Below are 14298 nucleotides of genomic sequence, written 5' to 3' on the forward strand. Positions count from 1 at the left end.
CGTTTTTTATTTCTGAATGGAATTGACAGCCTTAGCGAGTCTTGACTTCTGACGAGCAGCATAGTTGTTATTCTTGATATGAGATACAACTGCCTTGTCTAAGCACTTATTTGCTGTGTTGTAAGCAGCAGTAGCAGCTTCAACGTCCTTAGCTTCTACAGCTAAAAGAACCTTCTTGATTGCTGTCTTTAGTTCGCTCTTCTGTCCAGCCTTCGCATTCTGTCTTTTCAGATTAGTTAGTGCGCGCTTCTTCTGTGACTTGATATTTGCCATGAGTACACCTCCTGTCCACTTATTAGCATTAGGATTATATCAAAGTGAAGTATAAAATGCAATGAAAACCCCAAAAAAGTAGGGTATAATATCACGGTGGAGGTATGAGAGATGAAACAGATACGAATTATATTTTTTGGTACAACAGAATTTGCTAGCGGTATATTACAGACTTTAATTGACGAAGGATATAATGTCGTAGCCGTTGTTTCTCAACCAGATAAACCGGTTGGTAGAAAGCATACCATCCAGATGACACCAATACATGTATTAGCAGATCAATGTCAGATTCCGGTGATTCAACCAGATCTTTTGAAGGAACACGTGGATGATGTATTACGATATGAACCAGAGTTAATCTTAACTTGTGCGTATGGTCAATTCGTACCAGTACGCATTCTAGAATATCCACGTTATGGTTGTATTAATGTACATCCATCACTTTTACCAAAGTATCGTGGAGGAGCACCAATTCATCACGCAGTCATGGGTGGTGAAACAGAGACAGGTGTAAGTCTTATCCAGATGACAAAAGCCATGGATGCAGGAGATATCTATGCAAGAGTCACAACCCCACTTGGCAAAGATGAAACGATGGCAGAATTAAACCAGCGTTTACTTGTCTTAAGTAAGCAACTAGTCAAGGATAATTTAGAAGATTACATTGCAGGAAAATTAGTGGGAGAACCACAGGATGATAATAAAGTAATCCTTGGATTAAACATTACAAAGGAAGAAGAAAAAGTACAGTTTGCGGTAGAGGATGTACAGACTCTCTATAACCACATTCGTGGTTTAATTGATTGGCCAATGCCATATGGTGTGGTTGGTGGAAAGCGTATGAAGTTCTGTAAGGTTAGAATGAGAAAAGAAGACCATCAAGTTAAACCTGGAGAAATCTTAGGCTTCAAGAATCATGCGATGGAAGTCGCAAGCATTGGCGGTATTATCGAAGTTTATGAACTACAGCCAGAAGGCAAGAGCAGAATGACAGCAGATGCTTATGCCAATGGTGCAGGTAGAAATATGATAGGGAAGGTATTTGAGTAAATGGACCAAAAGCACATACGAAATTTCTGTATTATTGCCCATATCGATCATGGCAAATCGACATTGGCAGACCGTATTCTTGAAATGACAGAAACGGTAAAAGAACGTGATATGAAATCACAACTTCTAGATGAAATGGATCTAGAAAGAGAACGTGGGATCACAATTAAACTCAATGCAGTACAGCTAAGCTATACCGCTAAAGATGGACAGGAGTATCTTTTTAATTTAATTGATACACCGGGTCACGTCGACTTTACATACGAAGTATCACGCTCACTAGCGGCTTGTGAGGGTGCGATTTTAGTCGTTGACTCTACACAAGGCGTACAAGCACAAACACTCGCAAATACCTATCTAGCATTAGATAATAATCTAGAAATCCTACCTGTTATTAACAAAGTAGACATGATGAATGCTCAACCTGATGTCACAATCCGCGAGATTGAAGATATCATCGGTTTGGATTGTAGTAATGCACCACTCATTTCTGCTCGTAGCGGATTAAACGTTGATAAAGTATTAGAACAGATTGTATCTCATATTCCAGCACCAAGTGGAGATGAAAACGCACCACTACAGGCATTAGTATTTGACTCCTTTTATGACCCATACCGTGGTATTATCGCACTGATTCGTATCCGCGAGGGTAGTCTTTCCGTCGGTGATAAGATTCGTTTTATGGCAACTGGTGCAGAATATGAAGTACTAGAAGCAGGCATTCGTAATCCACGTGAAGTAAAGATGAATACTTTAATGTGCGGTGATGTAGGCTGGTTCGCGGCTTCAATCAAGTCGATTCAAGATGTACGTGTTGGTGATACAGTAACGAAGGTAGACAATCCAGCAAAGAAACCTTTATCTGGTTACCGTAAGTTAAACCCAATGGTATATTGCGGTCTATATCCAACAGATGCAGCCAAATATGGTGACTTACGCGAAGCATTAGATAAATTACAGTTAAACGACGCATCCTTACAGTATGAACCAGAAACATCACAAGCCTTAGGTTTTGGTTATCGTTGCGGATTCTTAGGACTCTTGCATATGGATGTTATTCAGGAGCGTTTGGAAAGAGAATATAATCTTGACCTTATCGCAACTGCACCATCCGTTATCTATCATGTATACCTGCCAGATGGTTCCATGGTAGAAATTGATAACCCAGCTAGAATGCCAGATGCAGCAAGAATCGACCGTGTCGAAGAGCCATATGTAAAGGCAAGTATTATGGTGCCAGATACTTATATCGGCGCAATCATGGATTTATGCCAAAATAAGCGTGGTATTTATCAGACAATGGAAATCATTGATACAGGCAGAAACATGATTATTTATGAATTACCACTTTCGGAAATCATCTTTGATTTCTTTGATAAGTTAAAGTCATGTTCAAAGGGTTATGCCTCATTAGACTATGAATTAATTGGCTATCGTGCACAAGATCTTGTGCGTATGGATATTCTATTGAATGGCGAAAATGTCGATGCACTATCAGTGATTATTCATCGCTCAGAAGCGTATGCACGTGGCTCTGCAATTACAGTGAAGCTAAAGGAGCTCATCCCTAAGCAACAATTCGAGATTCCTGTACAGGCTGCCATTGGTGGTAAGATTATTGCTAGAACAAACATCAAGTCCTTGCGCAAGAACGTACTTGCTAAGTGCTATGGTGGTGATATCTCCCGTAAGAAGAAACTTCTAGAGAAACAAAAAGAAGGAAAGAAGAGAATGAAGGCAGTAGGATCTGTAGAGATTCCACAGGAAGCGTTCATGTCTGTTCTATCAATGGATGATGATAACTAAACCAAAGCATCTATACTTGCATGTACCATTCTGTAGAACAATCTGTGCATACTGTGATTTCTGTCATGTAGGCTATCAAGAAACTGTCGCAGAACAGTGGCTAGAGGCAATTACAACTGATATTCAAAATCGTCACATCAATGAAAATCTTGTGACGATATATATCGGTGGTGGTACACCAACTGCACTATCTTCATCACAACTAGATCAATTACTTCGTTTATTGGATCCTTATGCACGCATGGTACAGGAATATACGATTGAAATTAATCCGGAAACATTTGATGAATACAAAGCAAAGATATTACAAAAACACGGTGTTAACCGTGCAAGCATAGGCTTTCAAACATCAGATGAAAAACTACTACAGATGATGAACCGACATCATCGACTAAAAGATGTCGCAGAAACGATGAGACTATTACGTAAGTATGGTATCGATAACATCTCACTAGATTTAATGTACTCATTACCTACACAGACCATGGAATCTTTAGAAAAGTCAGTGAAGGATGCGATTGCACTAGAACCAACACATTTATCGTTATACTCATTAACGATAGAACCAAATACAGTCTTTGCGAAAAAGGGATATGAACATCTTGATGATGATATCGAAGCAGATATGTATGAATGGATTTGTAAGATACTTCCACAGTATGACTATCAACAATATGAAATTAGTAACTTTACGAAAGCAGGTATGATTTCACAACATAACTGTGCCTATTGGAACTATCAAGACTTCTATGGCATTGGTTGTGGTGCAAGTGGACTTGAAGGAAGCATACGTTATGATATTCCAAAGAATGTAAGAAAGTACATCGAAGAACCATCTATCAAAGATACGATCGATTTAGCGCTCCAAGAACAAATGTTTGAAGCAATCATGATGGGACTTCGCTTAAAAGAGGGAATGCATATCCAACTCTTTGAAGAAAGGTTCCACACATCCGTATTAGAAGTTTATCGTACTCAGATTAATAAGTTATGTAATGAAGGAAAACTCATCCTTGAAAAAAACCGTCTTCGTTGTAGTGAAAAAGGATTTGAAATTCTAAACAGTATTTTATTGGAGTTTATGTAGTATACAAATGAATGCTTCTAGAAACAATTGAATCAATTTATTAAAACCCATGCATTATATGATTTATCATATAATGCATGGGTTTTAATTTTGAAAAATGTAGAAATAAGATACATATACAGTGTATAATCAATAGGAAAATATTGATTTTATTACTAAAGTCAATCTATTAATCAGCCAACATTTTATTATGTATACAAAACTATAATGAGAAGTTCATACAAAGGGGAAGGGTTATGAAGAAGTTAATTACTATTTTTGCAATCATTTTTACATTTTTATTGAGTGGCTGCTCAATGTTAAAACCCAAAGTGGAGAGACTGCTTGACTGGTCTTTTCAGTATAATGAGCATACCAATGATTACAGTCTGTTTTTTGGACTTGCTGATAAAAATAATAAACTACTTGCATCAGCTGCAACAGTAAATATACGTATTGTAAATGATGAAAATGAAGTTGTTTATACAGGGACTAAAAATGTTTCTGTTAGTGATTTTGATTATTATACTAGCAAGGTGCGAGGGGAACAGTATCTTGCAAATGTTAGAATTTCAGAATCTGAAATTACAACAGGAAAATCGAGCCATGGCAAGGTTTATTTTTCAGTATATCAGTCTAATGAATTTGCATTTGATGAAGTAAACTGTGAAGTGTTATCGGGATTACCATTAAAAGATGTAAATATTCAATTCAATACTTTTCCATTAGATCTCAATTCGTATGGTTATTTTGAAGATGTTCCATCAGTTATTCAGATACAGTCTGTTGAATACAACTACTCAAAAGATTTCACGCCATCAATAAGCTTCACTGTATATGGAGAAAAACTCAGTGGTAGCGATAATATAACTTATGACAGTATAGGTTATAAATTAATTGATAGTGCTGGATATACAGTTGACACAGGAACAATCATGTTTTCATCTTTACATACAGGTGAAAAGTTTAAAGATGATTCGATATATTTCTATAATGCTATTCCAGGAGAAACATATACATTACTATTTTTCGAGAAAGACTTGTAATCAGACTTGATTTGGGTTTTAAATATTGCATACATAGGGATTGTATGCTATTATCTAATGGCTTTCTTGCTGGGGGTGACGTATCCTCAAAAGTTATGCTCGGTTTGGAAGTTCTATAGAAAGAAAGAGGAAAATGAAATGTTATCAAAGGAAACAGTAGCACAGATTGCAAAGGATTTTGGTCGTAAGGAAGGTGACACAGGTTCTGTTGAAGTACAGGTTGCTCTATTAACACACCAGATCAACACATTAACTGTACATATGCAGGCTAATAAGAAGGACTATTCTTCTAACCGTGGTCTATTAAAGATGGTTGGTCGTAGAAGAAAGATGCTCGATTACCTCAAGAAGCATGATGTTAACCGTTACCGTGAATTAGTTCAGAAGTTAGGATTAAGAAAGTAATTGTGAAAGCAGACATTGAACTGCTTTTTTTGTACTTCAGGTGTACAATTAGATAGGAAAAGGGACATAAGTCATGAGCTATATTACATTTCGAGAAGTAAGAAAAACATATCATGTTGGTGAAATCGATATTCATGCATTGGATGGTGTCAACTTTGAAGTAGAACAGGGCCAGGTTGTCGTTGTGGCTGGTGCCAGTGGTGCTGGTAAGAGTACAATTTTAAACATTCTTGGTGGAATGGATACTGTCACAAGTGGTTCTGTTATCGTAGATGGAAAACATGTTGATGCGATGAATGAAAAAGAGTTAACTGACTATCGTCGTTTTGATATTGGTTTTGTCTTCCAATTCTATAACTTAGTACAGAATCTTACTGCTTTGGAAAATGTAGAATTAGCTTCAGAAATCTGTAAAAATCCACTGGATCCAAAAAAGGTTTTGGCACAGGTGGGCTTACAAGATCGTATGAATAATTTTCCTGCACAATTGTCCGGTGGTGAACAACAGCGTGTAGCGATTGCTAGAGCAATTGCTAAGAATCCTAAGTTACTTTTATGTGATGAACCAACTGGTGCACTCGACTATGTAACAGGGAAACAAATCTTACAATTACTACAGGATACAGCACGTAATCATGGCATGACGGTCATTATCATTACACATAATCTGGCCATCTGTCCGATGGGAGATTTAGTCTGTCATGTCAAAAGTGGAAAAGTTATCTCAATTGAAAAGAATGATCATCCAAAGGATATAACGGAGATAGAGTGGTAATGGCGAAAAAGGTATTTCACAAAAATGTATTTCGCTTAATCAAGTCGACAAAAGGTCGGTTCTTTTCACTATCCGCAATTGTATCGATTGGTGTTGCGTTCTTTATTGGTGTTAGTGCCAGTGCACCGATGATGGCTGCTAGTGTTGATTCCTATGATGATAGTTACGATTTAAAGGACTTTACAATCTATTCAAATTATGGTTTTCAAGAGGATGATATAGAAGCTTTAAAGAAGGTAGACTCTGTACGTACAGTTGAGCCAGCTTACTTTGTAGATGAGATTGCGACAGATAGTAAGGGAACACAACTTGTGAGAATTCATTCTTATGATTCATCACATACAATCAATCGCTTTAAACTTGTAGAAGGACGTATGCCTGAAAATGACCATGAAGTTGTTGCGGAGCGAAATGGCAATATAAAGTCAGGCTTTGAAGTGGGAGATACAGTAAAACTATCACTTCCGGATGGTTCTCGAAGTGGTGTTTTGCCTGTTCAGGAAGTGACAGTTGTTGGTGTTATTGATACACCTCTATATCTAAATATGTCTAAAGAAACTAGTACGTTAGACAACTTACCAATTAATTCGTATCTATACATTCCTTCGACTGCGTTTGATTCTTCAAATTATTTAGAGCTAAATATCGTAACAGATGATGGCAAAAAACTATCTTCCTTCTCAGATTCATATGAAACGTATATTGCGGATGTAAAAAAGAAGATTGAAGAACTTGCGACAACGCAAGAAAAAATAACTGCACTCAAAATTAAAGAAGACGCAATGCGCGAGTATAACGATGGGATGCAGAAGTACATCGAGGGTACAAAGCAATATCAGGATGCGCTAGAAACATATCAAAAAGAAATTGCGGATGCCCAACAAAAATTATCCGATAGTAGAGCAAGTGTCTCTGCTGGGGAAGTGGAGATTGCTAACGCAAAAGAAAATCTAAATAATGCGCAGAATACTTTGAATACAGAAAAGGCTAATCGACAAGCAGAGATTGATAATCAACAGGCAATCATCAATCAAAACCGAGAGATACTACAATCCAGTCAACAAACTTTAAACAATCAAAAGGCTAGTCTTGAACAGAATGAACAGGATTTAACAAAGGCACTTGTTGCTTTACCAGATGCGATTCGTTTATATCAGACGGAAATTCAATTCCGTCAAGGAATTGAAAAGTTTGGAATTAGTGGATCAACGCAGTTAACGTTTTTAATAATGTTCCGAGAAGAGTTAAGGCCATTATGTGAAGCAATGTTTCCGGAAGGCTATACTGGTAAAACGGTTTCGGATTTACAAGCTGCTTTAGATAATCACTTACAACAAATTGACCAAAACTTCTCTTTAACCGCATCCACAAAGGAAGAACGGTTGGTTGAATTACAGAACTTACAAACACAATATACCGCTGACCTTGCGGATGTTCAGAATGCTTTAACGGTAACGATTCCTGCATCTCAACAACAAATTACTGATGGTTTGACGGCGATTGATCAAGCTCAACAACAACTGAGTCAAGGCCAAGCAACTTTAAATCAAAAGATTGCGGATGGTCAGGCTAAGATTACTGCGGGTTGGCAAGAAGTATATGCAAACGAAAATAAGTTAGCGGATGCTAGAGTGCAGATTGCAGATGGTGAAGCACAATTAAATACTGCAATTACAGAAGGTGCAAAGAAGTTAAATGATGCATTGGAAGAGTTGAATCTGTCTAAGGCAAAATTGACGGATGCTAAAAAGAAGATTGATGATTTAGCAGAAGGAGAGTGGACGATACTTGATCGTAAATCTCATTATGCAAGTGTGACTTTCAAGAATACGATTCACCAAATGGAGGCTATATCGCGAGTATTTCCAGTATTCTTCATCTTGGTAGCGGCACTTGTATGTCTAACGACAATGACACGTCTTGTTGAAGAACAACGTAATGAAATCGGTACTCTACGCGCACTTGGCTATACGAAATGGCAGTGTACATCAAAGTACCTATTCTATGCGATCTTCGCTACAATTATCGGTATTGTTGTGGGAAGTATTTTAGGACTTAGTTCGTTTCCGATTATTATTTATCATGCATGGAGAATGATGTATATCTTACCTCCAATTCATTTTGTAATACCTTCTGGGCTGATTGGTTTTACTGCAATACTTTTTATCTTTGCGATGAGTATTGCGACTTGGTTTGCATGCAAAGCAGATACACAGGATGTGCCATCACAACTGATGCGTCCAAAAGCACCACCAATGGGTAAGAAGACATTCTTGGAGAATATTCCATTGATTTGGAATCATCTTAGCTTTACAGATAAAGTAACCATGCGAAATATCTTCCGTTATAAGAAGCGTTTCTTTATGACAATTATTGGTGTAGCAGGATGTACTGCACTCATGTTAATTGGATTTGGTATTCGTGATTCTATTTCCAACATGGTTGATATTAACTTTAAAGAAATTATTCAATATGATGGCATGGTTAACTTTGAAGATGATGCAAGTGATCAAATCAAAGCAGAGGCACTAAAACAAATTCAATCAACTGAGAATGTTATGGATGCACAAGAGGGTTTTGTTTATACGACAAAAACATATGATGATAAAGTGGATGAGACTGCGACTGTTCATGTTTTTGATAAAGAGGATGTATGTCGGGAGTTTAACTTACGTACACGTGTAGGCCATAAACCAATTTCACTTACAGATGATGGTGTTATCATCAACGAGAAGTTAGCAGAGAATCTAGATGTTCATATTGGAGATAAGATTACAATCGAAGATGCGGAAGGAAGCCCACATGAGGTAAACGTCAGTGGTATCACTGAGATGTATGTCAATCACTTTGTTTTGATAAGTCGTAAATATTACAAAGAAGTATTTGGCAAAGATGCCGGTAGTAATACCGTCTATCTATCTACGACAGGTGATGATGTAGCTCAGAAGTTACTCGCAAATCATATTTCAACGATTCAAGGTGTTGAAGGCATTTCTTTATTCAATGGACAACTAGATAATTTCTATTCCATGGTTAAAGGTTTGAATGGAATTATTTGGGTGCTCATTTTCTCAAGTATGTTACTGGCGTTTGTTGTATTGAGTAATTTAATTACTGTTAACATCAGTGAAAGACAACGCGAGATTGCGACCTTGAAAGTTCTTGGCTTTAGAAGATCTGAGGTTAAGAAGTACATTTTTAAAGAAAACAATTTGCTTGCTGGAATCGGTGGTATCGTTGGAATTCCGGTAGGGATTGCGCTACATCGTTATATTATGCGTACGGTTGAGATGGACTATTTGATGTTTGGTAGAAATATCAAATGGATAAGTTTCTTATATGCATTTGTTTTAACGATACTATTTAGTGTGATTGTTAATTGTATGATGACCAAGAGATTAAATAGTATCCGTATGGTAGAGAGTCTAAAGAGTGTAGAATAATGAATTATACCTACATACTGGAATGTGAAGACCATACTTACTATACTGGTTGGACCAATGATTTAGAAAAAAGGTTTCAAGCCCATCTAAATGGAAAAGGGGCTAAGTATACAAAGTCACATCGTCCCTTACGCATCGCGTATTATGAAATGCATGTGACGAAGAAGGAAGCGATGCGAAGAGAGTGGAGGATCAAACAAATGACAAAGAAAGAAAAAGCACAGTTAATTAAAAGTCCATTAACAAATGTGGAATTATTTGATAAAGAGAAATTTAGGAGAGCAAAGTTTAACCGGGAATTACATATTCTCTATGCGCCAAGTAGTGGTAAGGTCATCATGGATATGAATGATGTGGCTGCGGAGATTTTATGCAAAGATGAAAAATTTATCGAATTACCTGTGCAAAACAATGAGGATTGGGAAACGCATGAACCAGTTATCAACCGTAATGGCGATTCTTTCTCAGTAAATATTGCTAGCGATGATCATCCGATGGATGGTAACCATCATATTGCCTTTGTGATTTTGCAATATGAAAAGGGTTATCGTGTTGTATATTTTGATGAAGGTGAAAAACCAGAAGTAAAGTTCTATCAAGATGAGCCAGTTATTGCGGTCTATGCATACTGTAATCAACATGGTCTTTGGTGCATTGAAGCATAACAAAGACATATTCAATTTACAGTGTGGCTGTGATACAATGGGAATGTTGAAAATTTGAAAAGTCGAGAACAGACAGAGGTTAGAAGAAAAATGGAAAAGTACAAGAAGAGTTGGGAATTTCATGGCCGTACATTGACAGTTGAAAACGGTGAAATTGCCAAGCAAGCAGGAGGTTCTGTAGTTATTCGTTATGCGGATACAACAGTACTGTCTACAGCAACAGCAAACAACCAAGCAAAGGATACAGATTTTTTCCCATTAACAGTTTTATATCAGGAAAAGATGTATGCTGCAGGTAAGATTCCTGGCGGATTTACACGTCGTGAAGGTAGACCGACAGAACATGCAACATTAACAGCGCGTTTAATTGATAGACCAATTCGTCCTTTATTCGCGGAAGGTTTCCGTAATGAAGTACAAATCGTTAATACAGTATTATCATGCGATCCAGACGCTAGTTCTGAGATGGCATCCTTATTTGGCTCATCATTAGCACTATGTATTTCAGATATTCCATTCAACGGACCGGTAGCTGGTGTAATGGTTGCGCGTGTCGATGGTGAATACATCATTAATCCAAGCGTTGAACAGGAAAAGAATTCTGATTTAAATGTAACAGTTGCTGGTACAAAGAATGCCATCAACATGGTCGAAGCAGGTGCTAAGGAAGTATCAGAAGAAGATATGCTCAAGGCCTTGATGATTGGTCATGATGCAATTAAGGAATTATGTGCAATTCAAGAAGAAGTTATCGCAGCGTGCGCAAAGGAAAAGATGGAAGTTTCTTTATATGAAATTAATCCCATTGTTAAGCAGTTGGTTGATGAAAAGGGTGCACAGCGTATTCGTGAAGCAGTTTCTATCAAGGGCAAACTTGAACGTTACGGCAAGATTGATGAATTGATTGCCGAAATGGAAGAAGAAGTTGCTAAGTTAGAATGGGAAGATGATAAGGCACGTGAGAAGGCTGTTAAACAAGCACATGAATATGGTGTTGAAGTTGAAGCAGGTGAAGTACGTCGTTTAATCTCTGAAGAAAAGATTCGTCCAGATGGACGTGGACTAGATGAACTTCGCCCGTTGGATTCACAGGTTGACTTACTACCACGTGTACACGGTTCTGCGATGTTCACTCGTGGTGAAACACAGGTATTATCTGTTACAACATTAGGTCCATTAAGCGATGCACAATTGATTGATGACTTAACAACAGAAACTGAAAAGAGATTCATGCACCAATATAACTTCCCACCATTCTCTGTTGGTGAAGTTGGACGTATGTCTTCTCCTGGACGTCGTGAAATTGGTCATGGTGCCCTTGGTGAAAGAGCTCTTTTACAGGTATTACCTACAGCAGAAGAGTTCCCATACGCAATTCGTACCTGTGCAGAAGTATTAGAATCAAATGGTTCATCTTCACAGGCAAGTATTTGTGCAGGCACAATGTCATTGATGGCTGCTGGTGTTCCTATTAAGGCGATGGTAGCTGGTGTGGCTATGGGTCTTATTACAGTTGGTGATACATACTCTATCTTGACAGATATTCAAGGTATGGAAGACCACTATGGAGACATGGACTTTAAGGTGGCTGGTACACGGAACGGTATCACTGCTTTACAGATGGATATCAAGGTAACTGGTATTTCTGAAGAAATCCTACGCGAAGCTTTAGCGCAAGCGCATAAGGGCCGTATGGAAATTTTAGACAATATGGAAACAGCAATCTCCACGCCACGTGATCACGTATCTGAATGGGCACCAAAGATGGCTCAGATGATGATTCCAGTAGAGAAGATTCGTGTTGTTATCGGTAAGGGCGGCGAACAGATTGATAAGATTATCGCTGCTTGTGATGGCATCAAGATAGATATCACAGATGATGGTAAATGCGTATTCTATCATACAAAACAGGACATGATTGATAAGGCAATGCAGATTGTTGGAGACTTGATTCGTGAAGCAAAGGTTGGCGACATTTATGATGCGACAGTATTAGAAGTACGTGAATCATTTGCCTTTGTAACATTGTTCCCAGGAACTGATGCATTACTCCACGTAAGTGAGCTTGCTTGGACTCGTGTAGAGAAGATTCAAGATGCATTACACGTAGGTGATGTAATTAGGGTTAAGGTTACTGGTGTTGATGCAACAGGTAAGGTTAAGGTTTCTGCTAAGGAATGTCTAGAAAAGCCAGAAGGCTATGTAGAACCAAAGAAGAACTTTAAACCACAAGGTAAAGCAAATTTCCATAAAAAACGCGAAGGTGCTAACGTGGAACGCAGAGTTTTCAGAAAAAAAGAAAACGCTGAATAATCAATAAAAGAAGGCGTACAGCCTTCTTTTTCGGAGGAAAAGTAACTATGCGTATGCGTAAAAAGAAATGGGCAGAACCATGGATTGAAGAACATCGTGATTTTGTCTATCAAAACCCAGTAGAAAATAAAGGCAAATGGAAACAATTACTACAACGCGAAACATTACATTTAGAGATTGGTACTGGTAAAGGTGGATATCTTAACGGCATGGCTAAACTTTATCCAAATGAAGCGTGGGTAGGAATTGAAAAAGATATTAGTGCGGGTGCAGTCGCTGCACGTCATGCAGTGGAAGAAGAAAATCCATTACTAGAGAATAAGCGTTTTATCATTGCCAATGCCGAACAACTACAGGAGTGGTTTGCGACTGGAGAGGTTGATGTGATTCATTTGAACTTTTCTGATCCATGGCCAAAGAAAGGCAATCATAAACGTCGTCTTAGCAGTGCGAAGTTTTTAGGGATGTATCGCGATATCTTAACAGAAGATGGATACATTCGCATGAAAACAGATAATAAAGATCTATTTGAAGATTCAGTGTTGTATTTCTTACAGAATGATTTTACACTCACAGAATTCTCTGTAGACTTCCGTCGCAAAGAACATGCGGAAGATGTCATTACAGAGTATGAAACACGCTTTATGGAACTTGGTCAACCAATTTATCAACTTTGTGCCAAGCCATGCAGACATAAATAAACTATGATACGATAATGCAAAGGGGTAAGATATGGGAAAGAAGATTTTAGCAATCCTATTATGTATTGTATTAACTGGTTGTACAAAGTCTAGTCAAGCCATGCAAGAAAGACTAGATCAAGAGATTGCAACAGTGAGTGCGTTACCTATCCCAAGTGCAAGTCATCGAAAACCATTCTATACTTACTATACAGAGCCATCGATTGGACATTATCGTTCAACCGAGACGTCAAATGAGTTTAGCTATCAATCCACAAAGTTTGTGATGAACCTAAACGTACAAGCAATTATGGATTCTTCAACTGATATTACGCAATCTATCTATACACAAAAGCCGATTGCGAAAAATACAGGAAGCTTTCAAAATATGCTAGATGAAACAGTAAGTTATGTATGCGAAATCTATCAGGTTGATCGTCATTATGCCGTATTTTTTACATCATCAGCAGTGAATTTGTTTGGGGTTTCAGATGTTGGCGGAGCAACAGAACTTGCGGGAAAAATGTACTCTATTGCTCGTAGTGTCGTTGTGCGTAAAGATGTTGTTCTACAAGTATATACACATGAAAGTGCTATCAATTATGAAGGGGAAGCAATCAATCTTTATAAGGATATTGCGCCTGAAGAGGGTACCTTGCAAGAACTAATTGAGGATAAGACACGAATCGATAATAAAAAAGATAAGAATAAAATAACTGATAATTGATGAAAACATACTTAAAACGCGTTATTTTATGATAAGATATAACTTAACA

Annotated in this window: 12 protein-coding genes; 11 read left to right on the forward strand and 1 reads right to left on the reverse strand. The window is 37.8% G+C overall.

Features of this window, described 5'->3' with window-relative positions; translation table 11 throughout:
* Nucleotides 1–6 precede the first annotated feature (6 nt).
* Complete coding sequence (rpsT, locus tag RGT18_RS05820; protein WP_006525443.1) at nt 7–273, reverse strand: 30S ribosomal protein S20; 267 nt, start codon at nt 271–273, stop codon at nt 7–9.
* Nucleotides 274–384: 111 nt separating this feature from the next.
* Between rpsT and fmt the strand changes: the two genes are divergently transcribed.
* From fmt to RGT18_RS05875, 11 genes are all read left to right on the forward strand, one after another.
* Nucleotides 385–1323: a methionyl-tRNA formyltransferase gene (fmt, locus tag RGT18_RS05825; RefSeq protein ID WP_037403210.1), complete on the forward strand. Its 939-nt coding sequence runs from the start codon at nt 385–387 to the stop codon at nt 1321–1323.
* The gene (gene lepA / locus RGT18_RS05830) at nt 1324–3129 is read left to right on the forward strand and encodes a translation elongation factor 4 (RefSeq protein ID WP_028077269.1); all 1806 of its coding nucleotides are present in this window, start codon (nt 1324–1326) and stop codon (nt 3127–3129) included.
* Nucleotides 3119–4216 (forward strand): radical SAM family heme chaperone HemW, encoded by a 1098-nt coding sequence (hemW, locus tag RGT18_RS05835; protein WP_037403233.1) that lies wholly within the window; start codon nt 3119–3121, stop codon nt 4214–4216. The genes lepA and hemW overlap by 11 nt, the downstream gene beginning before the upstream one ends.
* A gap of 236 nt (nt 4217–4452) precedes the next feature.
* Nucleotides 4453–5241, forward strand: coding sequence for a hypothetical protein (locus RGT18_RS05840; protein WP_028077271.1), 789 nt, complete (start codon nt 4453–4455; stop codon nt 5239–5241).
* A 138-nt stretch (nt 5242–5379) separates the two neighbouring features.
* The gene (rpsO, locus tag RGT18_RS05845; protein WP_028077272.1) at nt 5380–5646 is read left to right on the forward strand and encodes a 30S ribosomal protein S15; all 267 of its coding nucleotides are present in this window, start codon (nt 5380–5382) and stop codon (nt 5644–5646) included.
* A gap of 73 nt (nt 5647–5719) precedes the next feature.
* A complete protein-coding gene (locus RGT18_RS05850; protein WP_006525448.1) occupies nt 5720–6421 on the forward strand; it encodes an ABC transporter ATP-binding protein in 702 nt (233 codons plus the stop codon).
* Complete coding sequence (locus tag RGT18_RS05855; RefSeq protein ID WP_051240869.1) at nt 6421–9864, forward strand: FtsX-like permease family protein; 3444 nt, start codon at nt 6421–6423, stop codon at nt 9862–9864. The genes RGT18_RS05850 and RGT18_RS05855 overlap by 1 nt, the downstream gene beginning before the upstream one ends.
* Nucleotides 9864–10529, forward strand: coding sequence for a GIY-YIG nuclease family protein (locus RGT18_RS05860; RefSeq protein WP_162141204.1), 666 nt, complete (start codon nt 9864–9866; stop codon nt 10527–10529). Before RGT18_RS05855 ends, RGT18_RS05860 begins: the two co-directional genes overlap by 1 nt.
* A 90-nt stretch (nt 10530–10619) precedes the next feature.
* Nucleotides 10620–12842 carry a polyribonucleotide nucleotidyltransferase gene (gene pnp / locus RGT18_RS05865; RefSeq protein WP_037403212.1) on the forward strand — a complete coding sequence of 741 codons (2223 nt, stop codon included), beginning with the start codon at nt 10620–10622 and terminating at the stop codon, nt 12840–12842.
* Nucleotides 12843–12889: 47 nt separating this feature from the next.
* Entirely contained in the window at nt 12890–13543 is a 654-nt protein-coding gene (gene trmB, locus RGT18_RS05870) for a tRNA (guanosine(46)-N7)-methyltransferase TrmB (RefSeq protein WP_028077274.1), read from the forward strand.
* Between the two features lie 31 nt (nt 13544–13574).
* Complete coding sequence (locus tag RGT18_RS05875; protein ID WP_028077275.1) at nt 13575–14249, forward strand: hypothetical protein; 675 nt, start codon at nt 13575–13577, stop codon at nt 14247–14249.
* Nucleotides 14250–14298 lie beyond the last annotated feature (49 nt).

The organism is Solobacterium moorei, assembly GCF_036323475.1.
GTDB lineage: Bacteria > Bacillota_I > Bacilli_A > Erysipelotrichales > Erysipelotrichaceae > Bulleidia > Bulleidia moorei.

Coding starts and splice junctions, on each gene's coding strand:
- rpsT (WP_006525443.1), bottom strand. CDS start 273: ATGGCAAATATCAAGTCACAGAAGAAGCGCGCACTAACTAATCTGAAA.
- fmt (WP_037403210.1), top strand. CDS start 385: ATGAAACAGATACGAATTATATTTTTTGGTACAACAGAATTTGCTAGC.
- lepA (WP_028077269.1), top strand. CDS start 1,324: ATGGACCAAAAGCACATACGAAATTTCTGTATTATTGCCCATATCGAT.
- hemW (WP_037403233.1), top strand. CDS start 3,119: ATGATAACTAAACCAAAGCATCTATACTTGCATGTACCATTCTGTAGA.
- RGT18_RS05840 (WP_028077271.1), top strand. CDS start 4,453: ATGAAGAAGTTAATTACTATTTTTGCAATCATTTTTACATTTTTATTG.
- rpsO (WP_028077272.1), top strand. CDS start 5,380: ATGTTATCAAAGGAAACAGTAGCACAGATTGCAAAGGATTTTGGTCGT.
- RGT18_RS05850 (WP_006525448.1), top strand. CDS start 5,720: ATGAGCTATATTACATTTCGAGAAGTAAGAAAAACATATCATGTTGGT.
- RGT18_RS05855 (WP_051240869.1), top strand. CDS start 6,421: ATGGCGAAAAAGGTATTTCACAAAAATGTATTTCGCTTAATCAAGTCG.
- RGT18_RS05860 (WP_162141204.1), top strand. CDS start 9,864: ATGAATTATACCTACATACTGGAATGTGAAGACCATACTTACTATACT.
- pnp (WP_037403212.1), top strand. CDS start 10,620: ATGGAAAAGTACAAGAAGAGTTGGGAATTTCATGGCCGTACATTGACA.
- trmB (WP_028077274.1), top strand. CDS start 12,890: ATGCGTATGCGTAAAAAGAAATGGGCAGAACCATGGATTGAAGAACAT.
- RGT18_RS05875 (WP_028077275.1), top strand. CDS start 13,575: ATGGGAAAGAAGATTTTAGCAATCCTATTATGTATTGTATTAACTGGT.